Raw genomic sequence first — 20,286 nt, 5'->3', positions numbered from 1 at the left:
GCTGGCTGACCATGCAGGCATCCAGAAGTATTCAGTAGCCTTAAGGGATGGCCATTCTGCCCATCCGCATCTGGGGAGACCCGGTTCTCCACGCCCCCGCCGAGTCCGTCGAGACGGTCACCGAAGAGATCCGCGCGCTCGTCGCCGACATGTACGAGACGATGGACGCCGCTCCCGGCGTCGGCCTCGCGGCACCTCAGGTGGGTGTCGGTCTCCGCATCTACACGTATGCGTACGAAGACGACGAGGGGAGCCCCTGGCGGGGCGAGATCATCAACCCCGAGCTGTGGATGACGCCGACGGAGCCGGGCGACCCCGACCCCGACACGGAGTCGGAGGGCTGCCTCTCGTTCCCCGGCGAGTCCTTCCCCCTGCGCCGTTCCGATCGCGTCGTCGTCACCGGTAGCGACCTTGAGGGCGAGCCGGTCCGCATCGAGGTCAGCGGGTGGCGTGCGCGCATCATGCAGCACGAGTTCGACCATCTCGACGGGACGATCTACATCGATCGGATCTCGGAGCGTGATTGGAAGACGGCGCAGAAGATCTCGAAGAAGCGCGGCTGGGGGCGCCCCGGCAGCAGCTGGATCCCGGGCATCGACGACGTCGACGCGTAGGGCCCGAACGATCCCGGATCACATGGGAGAACGCGCGCGAACTATCCTGGTCGCGGGGGATGGTGGGCGCGAGCCGGTCGTTCCTCGCGGATCCCACGAACGACAGGACGACACCATGCACACGCGCACCCGAATCCGCTCCGCTCGCACCGTCGCCGTGATCGGCGGCGTCGCGCTCGCGGCTGCGTCCCTCGCGGGATGCGGCTCGATCAGCTCGATGTTCGGCGGTGCAGAGCGCGATGCCGACACCGACGAGGTCACTGAGGGCGGCAACGAGTCGGTCTTCGACATCCAGGTGGGCGACTGCCTGCTCCAGCCCGAGAGCACCAGCGAAGAGATCGAGCAGGTCGAGGTCGTCCCCTGCGCGGAGCCGCACGACTACGAGTTCTTCCACGAGTACGAGCTCGATCTCGGCGACGAGTGGCCAGGGCAGCAGGCGATCTGGGACGACGCCGACGTCACATGTCACGACCAGTTCGAGACGTTCGTCGGCATTCCGTTCGAGGAGTCCGAGGCGCTCTGGTACAACTACTACTCCCCCACCGAGCTCTCGTGGGAAGACGGCGACCGCCTCATCCAGTGCCTCGTGTACGAGGCATCCGACGACCAGGGCCAGGACGTCGTCCAGATCGAGGGTTCGCTCGAGAACGCCCAGCGCTGACGTGGGCTCAGATGCGAAGAAGCCCCGCCATCTGTCCTGCCCCCAGGAGTCGGGCTGACAGATCAGTTCCGATTCCTGGGGGTCAGTCCCGTGTGGGGTGTTCGGCTTGACTCCGACGCGACGTCGTAGTTTTGGCTCATCTCATGAGCCTTCTTCCCGTGACGTACCTGTCGTCCTACACGCTGTCCGCGCTGGGCAACTCCATCGCAGCCATCGTGCTGCCCCTGCTGGTGCTCCAGACGACAGGCAGCGCGCTGGCGGCAGGCACCGTGGCGGCCGCCACGATCGTGCCTGCCGTCCTGGCCGGAATCCTCATGGGCGTGGTCATCGACAGGATCAATCGACGCACCTCATCGGTGCTCACGGACCTCATCTCCGCCCTCGCTATGGGCGCCCTTCCCCTCATCGATATGATCACCGGTCTCTCTGTGGGCTGGTTCATCCTGTTCGGGATCATCGGCGCCATCGGAGATGTCCCCGGGATCACCGCGCGAGAGGCATTGCTCCCTGCCGTCATCCGCAACGGCGGGGTCTCGGCTGAACGCATCACCGGCACACGCGAGGCGCTCGGTGCGGTCGCTGTCCTCGTCGGCCCGGCAGCCGCAGGGTTCATGCTCACGGCGTGGGACGGCACCACTGCCCTGTGGGTCACTGCCGGCACCTCGCTTGCCGCTGCACTGCTGACGATGCTGATCCCCCACTGTGTCGGAGCTCTCGACGAGACGGCCGCGGTCGACGGCTCTCCGGCGCGTCGGGTCTGGGGGCACCTGCGCGAGGGGTGGACGGAGATGATCCACAATAGGTTCGTCCTGGTCACCACGATCCTGACCACCTCAGCCGTCATCGCCATCGGCGGGCTCCAGGGAATCATCCTGCCGCTGTACTTCACCGAGATCGATCGCTCAGGTCTGCTGGGCCTGGTCATGAGCGCCATCGCGGCCGGCTCACTGGTCGGCGGTGGGATCTACGCCGGTCTCGGCACGCGCGGGTCTCGTCGCGGATGGTTCGTCACAGGATCCCTGGGCAGCGTGCTCGGCCTCGCGATCGTGGCCTCGCTGTTGTCGGTGTGGGTGCTCTTCCTCGGCGCGTTCGTCCTGGGCTTCTCGGTTGGGCTCTTCGGAGCTCTGGTCGGTGTGCTCTCCATCGAGCGCATCCCCGAGGACAAGCGCGGGCGCGTGCTGGGCACGCAGAATACGTTGGTCACCGCCGCCTCGCCCCTGGGGATCTTCCTGGCCGGAGCCATGACAGAGCTCTGGGGTCTCCATGCCGCACTGGTGATACTCGCCACGCTGTGGTCTCTGGGACTCCTCGTGGCGTTGAGCGCCCGATCCATGCGTAACCTGGAGAGACCCGGACTCAGTCAAGAGATGGACCACGAGCTGAAGGGGACGCGTGATGCGTAGCAGCGATCTCGCGAACCGTGCCGACATCACCGTGCGCACACTGCGGCATTACCACCAGATCGGGCTCCTCAACGAACCAGCGCGCTCCAGCAACGGCTACCGCGACTACAGCACCCATGCGCTGGTTCGAGTGCTGCGGATCCGACGCCTGGCCGGACTCGGCTTCTCCCTCCCGCAGATCGCAACCATGCTCGATGGCGACGACCCACCGTCAGATACCGTGTTCGACGCCTTGGACACGGAATTCGCGGCGCAGATCGAAAACCTGACTCGCCAACGCGAACTGCTCGCCCATCTCCGACGCTACGGAGCATTCCCAGACCTTCCCCCGGAGATCGCCGGATTTCACAGCGTCCTGCGAGACTCTGGCCTGCCCGACGGGGCGGCAGCGACTGACCGGGATCACACCCTTCTGCTGATGCATCTCATCGGACCGGAGGGGAAGGACTACCTGACAACGATCTATGAGATGCTCAGCCGCCCAGACCGGGCCTCCTCCGTGGCGGCGGCCCTGACGGTCTGGGCAAGCCTCGATGGAGAGGGCACATCGGACGAGATCATGCAGCTCGCCGACCAGCTCATCGACCTGTTCTTGCCTGTCATGGCTGAACTCGCTTCACTGACCACAGACCTCGCGGATCTTCCGGAGCCTCCCGAGCGCACCTTCCAACAGCACACCTCGAACTACCTCACGCCCGCCCAGCACGCGGTCCTCGTGAGAGTCCGCGCCGGCCTTGCGGATCCGGGCCTGCGGAACGGATAGGTGATCGTCGTCGGTCAGGCCGCGTGTCAACATTCTGTCGACAGAGGCAGGATACCGGCCTCCGACGTGAGACGACGAAACCCCCGGATCCCATGTCTCCATGGAATCCGGGGGTTTTGACTGGCTCCCCGGATTGGATTCGAACCAATAACCTGCCGGTTAACAGCCGGCTGCTCTGCCGTTGAGCTACCGAGGATCATCCTCGCTGCGCTTCCCGCGCAACTCGAATAGCTTATCAAAGGATCGGGCGGCCATCGAACCGACGAGATCGTCCGGGCGCGTCGCGCTCACGCGTCGAGGAACGCGAGCGAATCCTCCGCACCGGGAGTCACGACCGGGGCCTCTCCTGCCGGCGCCCAGGCCGTCACCGCTCCCTCGCGCAGCACCAGACGATCAGCACCGAGCTCACTCGCGAAACCCGAGTCGTTCGTCACGATGAGAGCGGCCATGTTCCACTCCCGACGCCGGCGCAGGATGGCGTCGCGCACGACGTGGCGCACCTCGACGTCGATTCCCATCAGAGGTTCATCGGCGATGAGGAGCCGCGGATCCGTCATGAGCGCCCGGGCGAGCGCGACGCGCTGACGCATGCCCGCGCTGAGCTCGTGCGGGAACTTGCCTGCGGCGCCGAGCGGAAGGCGAACCTCGTCGAGGAGGTTCGAGACGCGCACCTCGAGACGCCGGCCGTCGATGCGCGCGTCGCGCGAGACGATCGGCTGCGAGATGATCTCGCCGATGGTCAGGTCGGGATCGAGCGACGGCCCGGCGTCCTGGGCGAGATAGCCGACGCGGTACGTGAGGATGCTGCGGGCGCGGCGCGGGCGTCGGGCCGCGATCCCACACACGATGGCCGAGCCGCCGACGATGCGGGATCCGCTCCCCCGTCTGCCGCTGAGCGCCGCCGCCAGCGATGATTTGCCGGACCCGGTCGATCCGGACACGCAGAGGGCGCGTCCGAACGGAAGCGCCGCCGTGACGCCGTCGACCGCGCGCACGGCGACGGATCCTCGGCCGCGGGCGACACTGACGTCGTCGAGCCGCAGGGCCCGGTCGGTCATCTCGGGAATGCGCATGCGTCCATCCTGCCCTGAAGTCGGCTCACTGCTCGTCGACGAGGCGCCGCCTGTCGGCGTCGAGGTCGCGCAGCCTCACACGGACGGCGCGACCCTCCTCCGAGTCGGGGGCTACACGCTGCACGGCTCCGAGGAGCTCGTGCTTCTCCGCATCGAGCGCGCGCACGATGAGCCGGCGGCACAGCGAGTTCGCGGAGATCGCCGCGTGCTCCTCGTCCCGTGCCGGGAAGTCGCGCATGAGCACCTCCCCGCCCAGCTGCCGGAGCGTCTGCGGCAGAGCGTCGATCGCCGCCTGCCCCCACCCGGGCCTCGACCGATCGACGGATGCGATCGCCACGCGGACGGCGTCGAGCGCCGGGATGCGGAACGGCACCTGCAGCGCCCGCTGCAGCAACGCGGGGTCGATGCGGTGTCCGTACTGCAGGATGCCCGTGAGCGCATCGCGCTCGACGGCGACATCGGTCGTGCGCGGAAGCGTCGCGAGGGACGTCGCGGGCGGGGCGGTCTCCTCGCCCCGGGGGGTGTGGCGCCGCTCGTCGCGCGACGAACCGCCGCGCGCCGCCTGCTCGACCTCGCGTCGCACGTCGAGCGGATCCATCCCGAGGCGCTGTGCGAGCACGCGCTCGTATCCGGGACGCAGCAGCCGGTCCTTGATTTCGGCGACGATCGGCGCCGCTGCGCGCAGTGCGCCGACGCGCCCCTCGACGCTCGACAGCGGAAAGCCCGAGATCTTGCGGTCGATGACGAACTCGAACATCGGCGTCCGGTGGTCGAGGAGCCCGGTCACCGCGGCGTCGCCGCGCTGCAGGCGCAGGTCGCAGGGGTCGAGCCCGTCGGGAGCGACCGCCACGAAGGTCTGCGCCGAGAAGCGATCGGCCTCGGCGAACGCCCGCAGTGCCGCCTTCTGGCCCGCCTCGTCGCCATCGAACGTGAAGATGACCTCACCCGCGCCGGAATCGTCGCCCATGATGCGACGGAGCGTGCGGATGTGCTCGCTGCCGAACGCCGTGCCGCACGTCGCGATCGCGGTCGTCACGCCGGCGAGATGGCACGCCATGACGTCGGTGTATCCCTCGACCACCACGACGCGCTTCGGATCACCGCGCGAGATGTCGCGTTTGGCGAGGTCGAGTCCATAGAGGACCTGGTTCTTCTTGTAGATCGGCGTCTCGGGGGTGTTGAGGTACTTCGGCCCCTTGTCATCCTCGTACAGCCGCCGGGCGCCGAACCCGATCGTCTGGCCCGTGACGTCGCGGATCGGCCACACGAGCCGCCCCCGGAAACGGTCGTAGACGCCGCCACGCTGATTCGTCGACACGAGGCCGGCCGTCGTGAGCTCTTCGCGCGAGAAGCCCTGCGAGGTGAGCTCCGTGAGGAGTCCGTCCCAGCCCTTCGGGGCGTACCCGACGCCGAAGTGCGAGGCGGCCCCGGGATCGAACCCGCGCTCCCCGAGGAATGCGCGCGCCGTCTCGGCCTCCGGCGAGAGGAGGTTCTTGCGGAAGTACTCCACCGCCTGTGTGTGCGCCGCATAGAGGCGCGCGCGGCCGCTCGTCTCCGGCGCGGGACCGCCCTCTTCGTACGTGAGCTGGAACCCGACGCGCTGCGCGACCTTCTCGACGGCCTCACTGAACGTGAGGTGATCCATCTCCCGCAGGAACGTGTACACGTCGCCCGACTCGCCGCAGCCGAAGCAGTGGTAGAAGCCCTGGCTCGGACGCACATTGAAGCTCGGGCTGCGCTCGTCGTGGAAGGGGCACAGACCCTTGAGGGACCCCACGCCCGCCGACTTGAGGGCGACGCGTTCGCCGATGATGTCGGCGATGTTCGTCCGCGCCTTGACCTCCTCGATGTCGGCCTGCCGGATCCGCGGCATCAGAACACCTCGGCGGGCGCCGACTGCCCGGCACGCGACCAGATGCCGACCTCGGCCGGATCGATCCATCCCACGAGGCGCGCATGCCACGCGACCGCCGTCTGGTCGGTGAGGCTCGCCACCTGGTCGACGATCACGCGCTTGCGCTCCGCGTCGGAGCTGGCAGCCACGAAGTCGGCGGTGAATGCGGGATCCAGCTGATCGGCGCCCGACGACCACAGCGTGTCGGCGGCCCACAGCGCGTCGGCGATGCGCGTGAGCGTGCGGCGCTGCTCCGCATAGACGGTGCGCCGCGCGTCGATCGTCACGATCGACGCCCCCATGATGCCCTTCAGCACCGCGATCTCGACCTCGATGTCGCGCGGAACCACGACGTGCGCGCCGTAGCGCGTCAGCGTCTCTCCGGGATGCGCCGCGCGGGTCGCGCGCACCGCACTCGAGGCGAAGCGTCCGATGAGATCGCTCGTGAGGTTCTTGAGCCGCGCGAGATCGCGGCGCGACCGATCGAAGCTCGTCAGCCACATCGGCTGGCGCGTGAGGCGATAGAGCGCGTCGGCGAGTTCATCGCGCGCATAGTCATAGCCCACCCACGCCTGGATCTTGCCGACCAGCGGGTGATGCTGGACGGGGTCTGCCAGCTGCGCCACGTCGACGTATCCGTTGACGACCGCGTCCTCGAAATCATGCACGGAGTACGCGATGTCGTCGGAGAGGTCCATGACCTCGGCTTCGATGCTGCGGACGCGGGACGGCGCACCCTCGCGCATCCAGCGGTAGATCTCCTCGTCCTCGGGGTAGACGCCGAACTTCAGGCGCCCGCCTGGATCCGGGACCGGCTCGTCGACCGTCCACGGGTACTTGCAGGTGGCGTCCAAGGTCGCGCGCGTGAGATTGAGTCCCACCGACCGCTCGCCGTCGAGGACCTTCGCCTCGAGACGCGTGAGGATGCGCAGCGACTGCGCGTTGCCCTCGAACCCGCCGATGTCACGTGCCCACTCGTTGAGCGCGCGTTCGCCGTTGTGCCCGAACGGCGGATGACCCAGATCGTGGCTGAGGCACGCCGTGTCGACGACATCCTCATTGAGCCCGAGCGCCGTCGCGAGCTCACGCCCGACCTGTGCGACTTCGAGCGAATGCGTGAGCCTGTTCCGAGCGAAATCCGCATCACTGGCGGGACTCAGCACCTGCGTCTTCGCGGCGAGTCGCCGGAGGGCCGCTGTGTGCAGCACGCGCGCGCGATCGCGCGCGAAGTGCCCGCGTTCCGAGGCATGGCGCTCGGTGGCGAATCGTGCCGTGTCGTGATCCGAGTATCCGACCTGCGAGTGGCCGGCTCCGCGCTCAGCCGCCACTGGTGTCCAGCTCCGCGTCCTGCAGCGAGGCCTCGTCGGCGCTGTCGATCGTGCGCGAGGCGAGCCACCCCTCGGGGAGCACCGCGCGACGTGCGCGGCCCGACCGGCCACGCGGTCCCTCGACGTCGGCGCCGGGGTACGGCGCGTCGAGGTCGAGCTGACCGATGAGGTCGGAGAGATGCTGCAGCGACTCGATCTTCGAGAACTGCCCGCGCAGATCGCCGCCCACCGGGTAGCCCTTGAAGTACCACGCCGCATGCTTGCGGATGTCACGGCATCCGCGCGTCTCGTCTTCGTAGAACTCGACGAGGAGCTCTGCGTGGCGCTGGAAGGCGCGCGCGACGAACGCGAGGGTCGCGTCGACCGTGGGTGCATCGCCGCCGAAGGCGTTCGCGAGCTCGCCGAACAGCCACGGGCGCCCGAGGCAGCCGCGCCCCACGACGATGCCATCGCAGCCCGTCTCGTCGACCATGCGGATCGCGTCGTCGGCGCCCCAGATGTCGCCGTTTCCGAGCACGGGGATGCTCGTGACGCTCTCCTTCAGCGCCGCGATGGCCGACCAGTCGGCCGTGCCCGCGTACGACTGCTCGAGCGTGCGCGCATGCAGGGAGACGGCCGCAGCCCCGACGTCCTCCGCGATGCGGCCGGACTCGAGATAGGTCAGGTGCGCGTCGTCGATGCCCTTGCGCATCTTCACGGTCACGGGAACGTCATCCGCCGCGTCGACGGCGCCCTTCACGATGTCGTGGAAGAGATCGCGCTTCCACGGAAGGGCCGAGCCGCCGCCCTTGCGGGTCACCTTCGGCACCGGGCATCCGAAGTTCAGATCGATGTGATCGGCGAGGCCCTCCCCCGCGATGACGCGCGCAGCCTCTGCCGTGTAGTGCGGGTCGACTCCGTAGAGCTGGATCGAGCGCGGCGTCTCGGATTCGTGATGCTGGATGAGGCGCATCGTGACCTCGTTGCGCTCGACGAGCGCACGCGTCGTGATCATCTCGGTCACATACAGCCCCGCCCCGTACTCGCGACAGAGGCGACGGAAGGCCATGTTCGTGACACCGGCCATCGGAGCGAGGACGACGGGGACGTCGACATCGATCGGACCGATGCGCAGAGGCGGCATGCGTCGCACGCCGGGCGCGCTCGTCGTCATCTCAGGTGCGGTCGTCACGCCCCCATTCTTTCACCCTTATCCGAACGCAAGCCGCCCGCGCGCCCAGGGATCGGCCTACCCTGGACGCATGAGCGCCGTCACCGATCCCCGCACCGTCCCGTTCGCCGATGCCGCCGGCGACGAGAAGACCCTCGCCGACTACGGCGATGGGGTGATCCTCGTCGTGAACGTCGCGTCGAAGTGCGGCCTCGCGCCACAGTACGAGCAGCTCGAAGCGCTCCAGCGCACCTACGGCGACCGCGGACTCACCATCGTCGGGTTCCCCTGCAACCAGTTCATGGGACAGGAGCCCGGATCCATGGAGGAGATCCTCGACTACTGCGCCACGACCTGGGGCGTGAGCTTCCCGATCCAGGACAAGATCCGCGTCAACGGATCCCACGCGGCCCCCCTCTACAAGGCGCTCAAGAAGACCAAGGACGGCGCGGGGCTCGCAGGCCCCATCGCGTGGAACTTCGAGAAGTTCGTCGTCCTTCCGACCGGCGAGGTGCGCCGATTCCGTCCGACGGTCACTCCCGACGACGAGAAGATCGTCCGCGTCATCGAGGAGCACCTGCCGCGCTGACCCTCACTCCTCCACGGGCTTGTCGACTGCCCCGCCGTATCGGCGGTCGCGACTGTGGAACGACTGGATCGCGCTCCACAGGTTCCGACGCGTGAACTCGGGCCACAGCGCGTCGTCGAACACCAGCTCGGCGTAGGCGGCCTCCCACAGCATGAAGTTGCTCGTGCGCTGCTCGCCGCCCGAGCGGATGAACAGGTCGACATCCGGCATGCCCGGCAGGTAGAGGTTGCGCGAGATCGCCTTCTCGTTGATCGCCGACGGCTTCAGACGACCGGCCTGCACATCCTCCGCCATCCGACGCATCGCGTCGACGACCTCCCAGCGTCCGCCGTAGTTGATGCACATCGCCAGCGTCATCCGCGTGTTGCTCTTCGTGAGCTCCTCCGCGACCTCGAGATCCTTGATGACGGATCCCCAGAGCTTGGGTCGGCGACCCGCCCACCTCACGCGCACGCCCCACTCGTTGAGCTGATCGCGATGCCGGTGGAGAACCTCCCGGTTGAACCCCATGAGGAAGCGCACCTCGGCGGGCGAGCGCTTCCAGTTCTCGGTCGAGAACGCGTAGACCGACAGGTGCTTGACGCCCGCCTGCACGGCGCCGGCGATGACATCGATCATCGCGTCGACGCCGACCCGGTGGCCCTCGGTGCGCGGGAGCCCCTGCTGATTCGCCCACCGGCCGTTGCCGTCCATCACGATCGCCACGTGCGCGGGCACGGGCCCCGCGAAGCGGGGCGGCTCGAGACCGGTCCAGTTCAGCGGCCGGAACGGCTCGGCGTCGGGATGCGTGTACGGCTTCTGCGTCATCGGTGCCCCTCCCGGGAGCTGAGCGAGCGGATCGCCCGCTCGAGGTGGTGCTGCGCATACGCCGCGACGACGCCCGCTGCGCGGTCGAGGTCGGCGGCCGATGCCCGATCGATCGTGTCCCAGTCGCCCGCCAGAAGCGCGCCGACGACCTCGAGGACGCGCGGATCCGCCCGGGGCGTCCCCGCGGGGGCGCAGCTCGCGCAGACCACTCCGCTCGCCTGCGCGGAGAATCGCTCGTGCGGTCCGGCCTCGCCGCAGCGTGCGCAGGCCTCGAGCTGGATCGTCCACCCCGCCAGCCCCAGCGCACGCAGCAGGTAGGAGTCGCGCGTCGGCTGCGGGCCGTGCTCTCCACGGGAGAGCGAACGCAGAGCGCCCACGAGGAGGAAGAACTGCTGCGGCTGCGCGTCGCCCTCTCCGACGAGCCTGTCGGCGGCCTCGGCCATCGCGCTCGCGGAGGTGTAGCGGTCGTAGTCGCTCGCGATGGCCGCGCCGTAGGCTCCGAGCTGATCGACCTGCTGCACGATGTCGAGGCTGCGCCCGATGTACAGCTGTGCGTCGACGACCATGAACGGTTCGAGTCGGGCGCCGAACTTGCTCGACGTGCGGCGAACGCCCTTGGCGACCGCCCGCACCTTGCCGTGCTGCCGGGTCAGGAGGGTGAGAATCCTGTCGGCCTCGCCGAGCTTGTGCGTGCGCAGCACGACGGCATCGTCACGGTAGGTGGGCACCCGTCGATTCTACGGATGCCCACCCCGCATCAGGCCGTGACGAGCTGGCTCTCCCGGATCCGGATCGCGCGATTGACGGCCGACACGACGGCCTTGAGGGAGGCCGTCGAGATGTCGCCGTCGACGCCGACGCCCCACAGGCGCACGTCTTCGACCTGCAGCTCGACGTAGGCGGCCGCCTCGGCGTCGCCCGACGCGCTGAGCGTGTGCTCGGAGTAGTCGTAGAGGGTGATGTCGATGCCGCGCTCGCGCAGCACGCCGATGAACGCCGCGACCGGCCCATTGCCCGTCCCCGACGCCCCGAACTGCGTCTCACCCTCTCTCATCGTGACCTCGAGCGACGCATCGCCGTCGGAGGAGTTGCGCACCGTCGTGCTCACGAGCTCGTAGCGCCCCCACGACGTCTCGGGCGCGCCGGACGGCAGGTACTCGTCCTGGAAGATGTTCCAGATCTGATCGCTCGTCACCTCACCGCCGTCGCTGTCGGTCTTGTCCTGCACGACGTTCGAGAACTCGATCTGCAGCTTGCGCGGCAGGTCGAGCTTGTGGTCGGCCTTCAGGAGGTAGGCGACGCCGCCCTTGCCGGACTGCGAATTGACGCGGATGACGGCCTCGTACGAGCGTCCGAGATCCTTCGGATCCACCGGCAGATACGGGACGCCCCAGGAGATGTCGTCGGTCGAGACGCCCTGTGCCTCGGCCTTGGCGGCCATCGCCTCGAATCCCTTCTTGATGGCGTCCTGATGGGACCCGCTGAACGCCGTGAAGACGAGGTCGCCCGCCCACGGGCTGCGCTCATGCACGGGCAGCTGGTTGCAGAACTCCGCCGTGCGCTTGACCTGGTCGATGTCGCTGAAGTCGATCATCGGATCCACGCCCTGCGTGAAGAGATTGATGCCGAGCGCGACGAGGTCGACGTTGCCCGTGCGCTCGCCGTTGCCGAAGAGGCACCCCTCGATGCGATCTGCACCCGCCATGTAGCCGAGCTCAGCCGCAGCCACGGCCGTGCCGCGGTCGTTGTGCGGGTGCAGCGACAGGATGACGTTCTCGCGATTGTCGAGGCTCCTGCTCATCCACTCGATCGAGTCGGCGTACACGTTGGGGGTGGCCATCTCGACGGTCGCGGGCAGGTTCAAGATGATCTTGCGCTCCGGCGTCGGGACGAGGACCTCCATCACGCGATTGCAGATCTCCGCCGCGAACTCGAGCTCGGTGCCCGTGTACGACTCGGGCGAGTACTCGTAGTAGACGGCCGTCTCGGGGATCGTCTGCTCGTACTTCTTGCAGAGCCGCGCGCCCTCGAGGGCGATGTCGATGATCCCCTGCTGGTCGGTGCGGAAGACCACCTCGCGCTGCAGCACGCTCGTCGAGTTGTAGAGGTGGACGATCGCCTGCTTCGCGCCGCGGATCGACTCGTACGTGCGCTCGATGAGGTGCTCGCGCGCCTGGGTCAGGACCTGGATGGTGACGTCGCCGGGGATCGCGTCCTCGTCGATGAGGTGCCGCACGAAGTCGAAGTCGGTCTGGCTCGCCGACGGGAAGCCGACCTCGATCTCCTTGTAGCCCATCTTGACGAGGAGATCGAACATCATGCGCTTGCGCTCGGGCGTCATGGGATCGATCAGCGCCTGGTTGCCGTCGCGCAGGTCGACCGCACACCAGCGCGGCGCCTGCGTGATGCGCTTCGCGGGCCAGGTGCGATCGGGCAGATCGATCGTGATCTGCTCGTGGAACGGCACGTACTTGTGGATCGGCATGCCGCTGGGCTTCTGGTTGTTCTGCATCTTCTCGTTCCTTCGGATCGTCGTGGGGGCCCACGCGAAGCGCCGCGACGAGAAGGCCCTGACCTACGAGGTCTCGTCGCGGCAGATAAGGAGAAGAAGCCGGTTCTGGTGCACGGCACCACGATAACACGCATCGTGCACACGATCGATGGGACGGCCCCGCATGAACCTGCGCAGAGTGCTCAACGCGCGACGAGCTGAGCGATCAGAACCCGAGGCGCCCGAGGTGCTTCGGATCCCGCTGCCACTCCTTCGCCACGCGCACGTGCAGGGAGAGGAAGACCCGTGTTCCGACGAGCGGTTCGATCTCGGCGCGGGCGCGCGCGCCGACGTCTCGCAGACGCGATCCCTTGTGTCCGAGGATGATCGCCTTCTGGCTGTCGCGCTCGATCACGATGTCGGCGTAGATGTCGGTGAGGTCGGGCTTGTCCTCGCGCGGCGCCATGTCCTGGACCTGCACCGCGATCGAGTGCGGCAGCTCGTCGCGCACGCCTTCGAGAGCGGCCTCGCGGATCGCCTCGGCGATCCGGTCCTGGAGCGTCTCATCGGTGACGGTCCCCGTCGGATAGAGCGCGGGCCCCTCGGGCATGAGGGCGAGCAGCTCATCCGCGAGGACGTCGAGCTGCTCCCCTGTGACGCTCGAGAGCGGAATCACGGCGTCCCAGTCCTCGCGGAGAGAGTCGACCTCCATGAGACGCTGCATGATCTCGTCGCGGCTCGCGGCGTCGGTCTTCGTCACGAGAGCGACCTTCTTGGCACGCGGATAGCCGTCGAGCGACTGTGCGATGCGCCGGTCGCCCGGCCCGACCTTCTCGGGTGCGGGCGCGCAGAAGGCGATGACGTCGACGTCGCCGAGGACCGTCTCGACGAGATCGTTCAGGCGCTGGCCGAGAAGCGTGCGCGGACGGTGCACGCCCGGCGTGTCGACGACGACGAGCTGCCCCGCGGGGCGCTCGACGATGCCGCGGATCGCGCGGCGCGTCGTCTGCGGCTTCTCGCTCGTGATGGCGACCTTCTCGCCGACGAGCGCGTTCATGAGCGTCGACTTCCCGACGTTCGGCCGACCGACGAATGTGACGAATCCACTGCGCGAGGGCTCAGTCATCCTGGCCACCCCTCCTGCTGTTTCTGTGGGGACTCCGCCGATTCGCGGATCCGAAGGGCTGCGACGCGATCACACGGATCCCGCCGGTCTGGGTGGTGAGCGGCTCGCCTTCAGAGGCGCGCTCGATCTCCTCGGGGGTCGGGATGCGGGTATCGCCCGTCTGGGGGCCTCGCCCCAGCACCTCGCCCACCGTGCGGAGGGCCTCCGTGCGATCGACGAACACCGTCGCGATGCCGCGGCCCCGACCTCGGGAGGTGCCGCCCGTGAGGATCAGCCCCGCGATCTCCGCCTGCTCGCCCGGGTGGGGCATGTGACCCAGCGTCTTCGACATGAGGCCGCCGATCGAGTCGACGTCCTCGTCATCGATGTCGATGCCGAACAGGTCGCCGACCTCGTCGAGTGCGAGACCGGAGCTGACGCGGTAGCTGCCGTCGGGAAGCTCCACGACCTCGCTCGAGCGGGAGTCGTACTCGTCGGTGATCTCGCCGACGAGCTCCTCGAGGATGTCCTCGAGGGTGACGAGACCCGCGATTCCGCCGTATTCGTCGACGACGAGGCACACGTGCACCTGGTCGGCCTTCATCTGCTGCAGGAGCGTCTCGGCGCGCATCTGCTCCGGCACGAAGACCGCGGGGCGAGCGAATGCCCGCACGGGCGAGGTGCGCCAGCCCGGCGTATCGCGGAACGCGTGCTGCACGAGGTCCTTGAGATAGAGCACGCCCACCACGTTGTCGACGTCGCCGTCGACGACCGGCAGCCGCGAGAGGCCGCTCGAGAGGAACTCGTCCATGGCGACCGCGCTCGTGACATGGGCGTCGACCGTCACCATCTCGGTGCGCGGCACCATCAGCGCGCGCACGATCTGATCCGTGAAGTCGAACACCGAGTGGATGAGCTCGCGGTCGTCGTCCTCGATGAGCGCATGCGAGGCCGCCTCGTCGACGATCGACAGCAGCTGCTCCTCGGATTCGAACCCACGGCGACGGGCGCCGGGGATCACCCGAGCACTCGCCCAGGCGAGAGGCTGGGCGATCGGGGACAGCACGATGCGCGCGGCGTGGATCGTCGGAGCGCCGAAGGTGAGGATCCCGCGGGCGTGACGACGGCCGACGGTCGTGGGTGCGGACGCGACGACGACGTAGATGACGCCGGCGATGATCGCGGCCGAGGCGAGCGTGCCCCACAGCTCGCTCTGGAAGATCATCGCGAACGCGCTCGACAGCATGACGACGGCGCCGACCTCGCCCATCACCCGCACGAGCGTGATCGCGTTGTCGTGCGCCTCACGATCGTTCGCGAGATGCGCGAGCGCGCGCGTGCTGCGGCCCTCGGTCGCCATCTCGACGAGATCGCCGGTCGAGGTCACCGCCAGTGCGGAGTCGAGAGCCGTCATGAACCCCGCCACGGCGACGAGCAGAACGGCTCCGACGATGAGCAGCGCTTCGATCATGCGCGGCGCCGCCGCCTCTCGGCAGCGGCGAACGAGCTGAGCAGCTCACGCTGCAGGCCGAACATGCGTCGCTCCTCATCGGGCACCGCATGGTCGTACCCGAGCAGATGCAGCAGCCCGTGCGTCGTCAGGAGGCACATCTCGTCCATGAGGGAGTGACCCGCCGTCTCGGCCTGCGCCTCCGCGACCTGCGGACACACGACGATGTCGCCGAGCAGTCCGGGAGGCGTCGGCAGGTCGGCGGATCCGGGACGCAGCTCGTCCATGGGGAAGCTGAGGACGTCCGTGGGACCGGGTTCGTCCATCCACTGCACATGCAGCTGCTCCATCGCTCCCTCGTCGACCATGACGATGGCGAGCTCGGCGTCGGGACTGACGTGCAGGGTCGCGAGATCGTGCTGCACGAGTCGCAGCAGCATGTCCTCGTCGAGAGCGAGTCCGGACTCGTTGTTGATGTCGATCACTGTCGGCCTCGCTTCTGTGTCCGGTCACGCGGCGTCATGCCGCGGCGCCGCTCGGCACGGTTCGCGAAGTCGCGCGCCTCGTCGAGCTCCGCGCGGCGCGCCGTGCGCTTCTCGTCATAGGCGCTGTAGGCATCGACGATGCGGCCAACGAGCGTATGGCGAACGACGTCGTCGCTCGTGAGCTGCGAGAAGTGGATGTCCTCCACGTCGGAGAGGATCCGATTCACGACGCGGAGACCGCTCGTTCCCCCCGGCAGGTCGACCTGGGTGATGTCGCCGGTGACGACCATCCTCGTGCCGAAGCCGAGACGCGTGAGGAACATCTTCATCTGCTCGGGTGTCGTGTTCTGCGCTTCGTCGAGCACGACGAACGAGTCGTTGAGCGTGCGCCCGCGCATATAGGCGAGCGGTGCGACCTCGATCGTGCCCGTCGCCATGAGCTTGGGCACGAGCTCGGGATCCATCATCTCGTTGAGCGCGTCGTAGAGCGGCCGCAGATACGGGTCGATCTTGTCGGTGAGCGAGCCGGGGAGGTAGCCGAGCCGCTCCCCCGCCTCGACCGCGGGACGCGTGAGGATGATGCGACTGACCTCGCGGCGCTGCAGCGCCTGCACGGCCTTCGCCATCGCGAGATAGGTCTTGCCTGTTCCCGCGGGACCGATGCCGAAGACGATCGTATTCAGATCCATCGCGTCGACGTAGTCGCGCTGCCCCATCGTCTTCGGGCGGATCACCTTGCCGCGGGCCGACAGGATCGGCTCACCCAGCACGTCGCTCGGGCGATCGCCGGTCTGCTGGATCACGCGGTTCGAGCTCGTGACATCGGCGGGCGCGATCGAGTGGCCGTCCTTGGTCATCTGGAGCAGCTCGTCGACGAGCGACTTCGCCGCGGCGACCGCCTGCTCGTCTCCGGTGAGCGTGATCTCGTTGCCGCGCACGTGCACGTCGACATCGGGGTGCTCCTTCTCGACCATGCGCAGGAGCTTGTCCTGCGGGCCGAGCAGCTGCACCATCGCCACGCCGTCGGCGTGGATCGTGAGAGTGGTCGGAGCGTCGTCAGTCAATGAGGCTCTTCTCCTCCAGGTCGCCCGCGAGAACGTGCGCATGCACATGGAACACCGTCTGGCCGGCGCCCGCTCCCGTGTTGAAGATCAGTCGGAACTCGCCGCCCGCTGTGTCGGCGGCGACGCTCTTCGCGACCTCGACCAGCTCGGCGAGCAGGGTGGGATCCCCTGCCGCGAGCTCGGCGACGTCGCGGTACTCCTGCGTCTTCGGGATCACCAGCACGTGGACGCGTGCCTGCGGGTTGATGTCGGTGATCGCGAAGACGCGGTCGGTCTCGGCGACGATGTCGCCGGGGATCTCGCCGTTGAGGATGCGCGTGAAGACGGTGGGCTCGCTCATGATCGCCCAGTCTACGGTGCGGGGCGCCGTCACCAACGGCCGAGTCGGCCGTTGATGATCGCGAGGGCCGCGGGGCCCGCCGTGGACGTGCGCAGGACGCTGTCACCCAGGCGCACCCGCTCGGCCCCCGCGCCTTCGAGCGCCTGGAGCTCCTCGGGCGCGATCCCGCCCTCGGGCCCGACCACGAGAAGGACATCCCGGCCGTCCGCCACCTCGAGTGCCGTCACTCGCCGATCCGCCCACGGATCGAGCACGAGCACGCGGACATCGGCCGCCCGCTGCACGAGCTCCCGCGTCGCCACGACCTCCTCGACCTCCGGGATCCATGCGCGATGCGCCTGCTTGGCCGCCTCGCGCACGATCGTCGCCCAGCGCGCGCGCCCCTTCTCGGCCTTCGGCCCCTGCCAGCGCGACACGCTGCGCTGCGCCTGCCACGGGATGATGCCGTCGATGCCCATCTCCGTGGCCGCCTGCACGGCGAGCTCGTCGCGATCGCCCTTCGCGAGGGCCTGCGCCAGCAGCACCCGCGGAACCGGCTCCGCGTGCGTGTCCCGCGCGATGACGCGCACCTCGACCCGCGCCTTCTCAACGGCGGTCGTCTCGCCCGTCAGCCAGGTGCCGGCGCCGTCGGTGATCGTGACGGCCTCCCCGACGCGCACGCGCCGCACCGCGGCCGCATGGTGCGCCTCGGATCCGGTGAGCGCGAAGACGGCGCCCGGCTGCGCACCGGACGCGCCCTCGTCGACGAAGTGGAGCGCCATCGACAGCTCAGGCCCCTCGGAACCTGTCGCGGAGCTTGGAGAACAAGCCCTGCTGGTGCTCGGCCAGGCGCGGTCCCGGCGCCTTCGTGCGCTTCGCCAGCTCCTCGACGAGCTGGCGGGTCTTGCCGTCGACCTTCGTCGGGGTCACGACCTGCACCGCCACCTTCAGATCTCCGCGCTTCGAGGAACGCAGACCCGTCACACCGCGGTCGGCGATCTTCAGCACGTCACCCGACTGCACGCCGGGGCGCACCTCCAGATCGACCGTGCCGTCGAGACCTTCGATCGCCGTGGTCGTGCCGAGGATCGCATCGGTCATCGACACCTCGAGCGCGGCGAGCAGATCGTCGCCCTCGCGACTGAAGACCGGATGGGGCTCGACGTGGATCTCGACGTACAGGTCGCCGTTCGGGCCGCCCGCGGGGCCGACCTCGCCGGAGCCGGGCAGCTGAAGTCGCAGACCGGTCTCGACGCCCGCAGGAATGTCGAGGCCGACAGACCGGCGCGAGCGCACACGGCCCTGGCCGTGGCACGCCGTGCAGGGGTGCGGGATCGTCGTCCCGTAGCCCTGGCAGGATCCGCACGGCTGCTGGGTGACGACGTTCCCGAGCAGGCTGCGCACCTGGCGCTGGACATGACCGGATCCGCCGCAGATGTCGCAGCGCTGCGGCTCGGTGCCCTCCTGACAGCAGGATCCCTGGCACGTCTCGCACAGCACGGCCGTGTCGATCTCGACCTCGCGGTGCGTGCCGAAGACGACGTCGCCGAGTTCGAGCGACAGCCGCACGAGCGCGTCCTGCCCGCGCTCGCGACGCGACCGTGGACGACCTGCACGGGATCCGCCGCCTGCGGATCCGAAGAACGCCTCGAAGACGTCGCCGAACCCGCCGAAGCCGCCCCCGCCGAAGCCGCCCTGGTCGCCGCCCATGTCGTAGCGGCGTCGCTGCTCGGCATCGCTCAGAACCTCGTAGGCGTGCGTGACGTTCTTGAACTCCTCGGCGGCCTCCGCGCTCGGGTTCACGTCGGGATGCAGCCTGCGCGCCAGTTTGCGGTACGCCTTCTTGATCTCGTCGTCGCTCGCCTCGCGCGAGACGCCCAGTACTTCGTAGTGGTCTGCCACAGTCGTCCTTCCGCGGTCCCCCGCGTGTCGCGTGTGCTCCGGCCGGCGGCCGGAGCTCGTGTCGTATGCGCCGCGTCAGCGGCTCTCGTCGTCCTCGAGCACTCGCGTGAGGTAACGGGCCACGGCCCGCGCCGCCGCGAGATTGCGGGGATAGTCCATGCGCGTCGGGCCCATGAGGCCCACTCTGGCGGTGCCCACGGCGGCATCGTACTCACTCGCGAGGATCGAGGCCTCGCCGAGTCCGAAGGCCGCGTTCTCGCGTCCGATGCTCGTCGCGAAGCCCTTCTCGTCGGCCCCCATCTCGCTGAGGAGGCGGAGCAGCGTGACCTGCTCCTCAATGGCCTCCAGAAGCGGATGGATGCTGCCGCGGAAATCGTCCTCACGTCGTGCGAGCGTCGCCGCTCCCGCCATCACGAGGCGGTTCTGGCGGAACTCCTCGAGCTCCTCGGAGACAGCGTTCGCGATCGCGTGCAGCGCCAGCTCCTGCGGTGTGTGCGGTGAGCCGGCCGTCTGCTTCGCGGACTCGAGCGTCGTTGCGGCCTCCCGCACGGAGACGCCGAGGACGAGTCGCTGGAGCCTCACGCCGACCGATTCGAGATCCTCCCCGTCGAGCTCGGCCGGGAGAAGCGTGATGCGCTGCGAGACGCGCCCCGTGTCGGTGACGATGATGACGAGCACGCGACGCGGATCGAGCGCGACGAGCTGCACGTGCGTCACGGTGGCCTGGGCGAACGACGGATACTGCACAAGGGCGACCTGGCCCGTGAGCTGCGTCAGGAGCCGCACGGTTCGGGCCAGCAGATCATCGAGGTCGGCGGGATCTGCCAGGAACGATGAGATCGCGGAACGCTGAGCGGACGACAGGGGCCGCACATCGGCGAGGTGATCGACGAAGGCGCGATAGCCCTTGTCGGTCGGCACCCGGCCGGACGATGTGTGCGGCTGCGCGATGAGGTCTTCCTCCTCGAGCATGGCCATGTCGTTGCGGATCGTCGCGGCCGAGACGCCGAAGGCGTGGCGATCGACGATCGAACGACTGCCGACGGGCTCGCGCGTGTCGACGAAGTCCTGCACGATGGCGCGCAGCACCTGCAGGCCGCGATCCGTGACCATGTGCGCTCCCTTCGTCCTGGCACTCATCGACGTCGAGTGCCAATTCTACAAGGCATCCTCGCGAGGTTGCCGACT

20 protein-coding genes and 1 tRNA gene are annotated in these 20,286 nt (G+C 68.5%); 5 read left to right on the top strand and 16 right to left on the bottom strand.

Annotated elements, in window-relative coordinates; genetic code table 11:
- Positions 1–47 precede the first annotated feature (47 nt).
- The 4 genes from def to KOL93_RS05320 all read left to right on the top strand — a co-directional run bounded on the left by def (position 48) and on the right by KOL93_RS05320 (position 3,441).
- On the top strand, positions 48–614 hold the full coding sequence (gene def, locus KOL93_RS05335; protein ID WP_221584289.1) for a peptide deformylase: 567 nt from the start codon (positions 48–50) through the stop codon (positions 612–614).
- A 115-nt stretch (positions 615–729) separates the two neighbouring features.
- Entirely contained in the window at positions 730–1,275 is a 546-nt protein-coding gene (locus KOL93_RS05330; RefSeq protein ID WP_221584288.1) for a septum formation family protein, read from the top strand.
- Between the two features lie 143 nt (positions 1,276–1,418).
- Positions 1,419–2,678 (top strand): MFS transporter, encoded by a 1,260-nt coding sequence (locus KOL93_RS05325; protein ID WP_221584287.1) that lies wholly within the window; start codon positions 1,419–1,421, stop codon positions 2,676–2,678.
- Positions 2,671–3,441: a MerR family transcriptional regulator gene (locus KOL93_RS05320; RefSeq protein ID WP_260405993.1), complete on the top strand. Its 771-nt coding sequence runs from the start codon at positions 2,671–2,673 to the stop codon at positions 3,439–3,441. The genes KOL93_RS05325 and KOL93_RS05320 overlap by 8 nt, the downstream gene beginning before the upstream one ends.
- A gap of 121 nt (positions 3,442–3,562) precedes the next feature.
- On the opposite strand, the gene KOL93_RS05315 is transcribed toward KOL93_RS05320, so the two are convergent.
- The 5 genes from KOL93_RS05315 to dusB all read right to left on the bottom strand — a co-directional run bounded on the left by KOL93_RS05315 (position 3,563) and on the right by dusB (position 8,889).
- Positions 3,563–3,637 (bottom strand) — tRNA-Asn (locus KOL93_RS05315).
- A 91-nt stretch (positions 3,638–3,728) separates the two neighbouring features.
- Positions 3,729–4,514 (bottom strand): ATP-binding cassette domain-containing protein, encoded by a 786-nt coding sequence (locus KOL93_RS05310; RefSeq protein WP_260405937.1) that lies wholly within the window; start codon positions 4,512–4,514, stop codon positions 3,729–3,731.
- Between the two features lie 25 nt (positions 4,515–4,539).
- The gene (gene dnaG, locus KOL93_RS05305; RefSeq protein WP_221584285.1) at positions 4,540–6,387 is read right to left on the bottom strand and encodes a DNA primase; all 1,848 of its coding nucleotides are present in this window, start codon (positions 6,385–6,387) and stop codon (positions 4,540–4,542) included.
- Positions 6,387–7,736 carry a deoxyguanosinetriphosphate triphosphohydrolase gene (locus KOL93_RS05300; RefSeq protein ID WP_221584284.1) on the bottom strand — a complete coding sequence of 450 codons (1,350 nt, stop codon included), beginning with the start codon at positions 7,734–7,736 and terminating at the stop codon, positions 6,387–6,389. Before KOL93_RS05300 ends, dnaG begins: the two co-directional genes overlap by 1 nt.
- Positions 7,726–8,889: a tRNA dihydrouridine synthase DusB gene (gene dusB / locus KOL93_RS05295; RefSeq protein ID WP_221584528.1), complete on the bottom strand. Its 1,164-nt coding sequence runs from the start codon at positions 8,887–8,889 to the stop codon at positions 7,726–7,728. The genes KOL93_RS05300 and dusB overlap by 11 nt, the downstream gene beginning before the upstream one ends.
- 88 nt (positions 8,890–8,977) lie before the next feature.
- On the opposite strand from dusB, the gene KOL93_RS05290 reads away from it, so the two are divergent.
- Entirely contained in the window at positions 8,978–9,475 is a 498-nt protein-coding gene (locus tag KOL93_RS05290) for a glutathione peroxidase (RefSeq protein WP_221584283.1), read from the top strand.
- 3 nt (positions 9,476–9,478) lie between these two features.
- Here the strand turns inward: KOL93_RS05290 and KOL93_RS05285 are convergent, their stop codons facing one another.
- From KOL93_RS05285 to hrcA, 11 genes are all read right to left on the bottom strand, one after another.
- Entirely contained in the window at positions 9,479–10,282 is an 804-nt protein-coding gene (locus KOL93_RS05285; RefSeq protein ID WP_221584282.1) for an isoprenyl transferase, read from the bottom strand.
- The gene (gene recO, locus KOL93_RS05280; RefSeq protein ID WP_221584281.1) at positions 10,279–11,010 is read right to left on the bottom strand and encodes a DNA repair protein RecO; all 732 of its coding nucleotides are present in this window, start codon (positions 11,008–11,010) and stop codon (positions 10,279–10,281) included. Before recO ends, KOL93_RS05285 begins: the two co-directional genes overlap by 4 nt.
- 29 nt (positions 11,011–11,039) lie before the next feature.
- Entirely contained in the window at positions 11,040–12,794 is a 1,755-nt protein-coding gene (gene leuA / locus KOL93_RS05275; protein WP_221584280.1) for a 2-isopropylmalate synthase, read from the bottom strand.
- 205 nt (positions 12,795–12,999) lie between these two features.
- Positions 13,000–13,899: a GTPase Era gene (gene era / locus KOL93_RS05270; protein ID WP_221584279.1), complete on the bottom strand. Its 900-nt coding sequence runs from the start codon at positions 13,897–13,899 to the stop codon at positions 13,000–13,002.
- A complete protein-coding gene (locus KOL93_RS05265; protein WP_221584278.1) occupies positions 13,892–15,349 on the bottom strand; it encodes a hemolysin family protein in 1,458 nt (485 codons plus the stop codon). Before KOL93_RS05265 ends, era begins: the two co-directional genes overlap by 8 nt.
- Complete coding sequence (gene ybeY / locus KOL93_RS05260; RefSeq protein WP_221584277.1) at positions 15,346–15,813, bottom strand: rRNA maturation RNase YbeY; 468 nt, start codon at positions 15,811–15,813, stop codon at positions 15,346–15,348. The genes KOL93_RS05265 and ybeY overlap by 4 nt, the downstream gene beginning before the upstream one ends.
- Positions 15,810–16,826: a PhoH family protein gene (locus tag KOL93_RS05255; RefSeq protein ID WP_260405992.1), complete on the bottom strand. Its 1,017-nt coding sequence runs from the start codon at positions 16,824–16,826 to the stop codon at positions 15,810–15,812. The genes ybeY and KOL93_RS05255 overlap by 4 nt, the downstream gene beginning before the upstream one ends.
- Positions 16,827–16,869: 43 nt before the next feature.
- Positions 16,870–17,217, bottom strand: a complete 348-nt coding sequence (locus tag KOL93_RS05250) for an HIT domain-containing protein (RefSeq protein ID WP_221584275.1) — start codon at positions 17,215–17,217, stop codon at positions 16,870–16,872.
- Between the two features lie 29 nt (positions 17,218–17,246).
- A complete protein-coding gene (locus KOL93_RS05245; protein WP_221584274.1) occupies positions 17,247–17,978 on the bottom strand; it encodes a 16S rRNA (uracil(1498)-N(3))-methyltransferase in 732 nt (243 codons plus the stop codon).
- Positions 17,979–17,985: 7 nt separating this feature from the next.
- On the bottom strand, positions 17,986–19,098 hold the full coding sequence (gene dnaJ / locus KOL93_RS05240) for a molecular chaperone DnaJ (RefSeq protein ID WP_221584273.1): 1,113 nt from the start codon (positions 19,096–19,098) through the stop codon (positions 17,986–17,988).
- A 75-nt stretch (positions 19,099–19,173) separates the two neighbouring features.
- Entirely contained in the window at positions 19,174–20,211 is a 1,038-nt protein-coding gene (hrcA, locus tag KOL93_RS05235; protein ID WP_221584272.1) for a heat-inducible transcriptional repressor HrcA, read from the bottom strand.
- Positions 20,212–20,286: the final 75 nt, after the last annotated feature.

This window comes from Microbacterium salitolerans (assembly GCF_019720895.1).
Lineage (GTDB): Bacteria > Actinomycetota > Actinomycetes > Actinomycetales > Microbacteriaceae > Microbacterium.
Note: the sequence above shows the minus strand (reverse complement) of the source record. Positions and strands in the feature narration are given on the sequence as shown.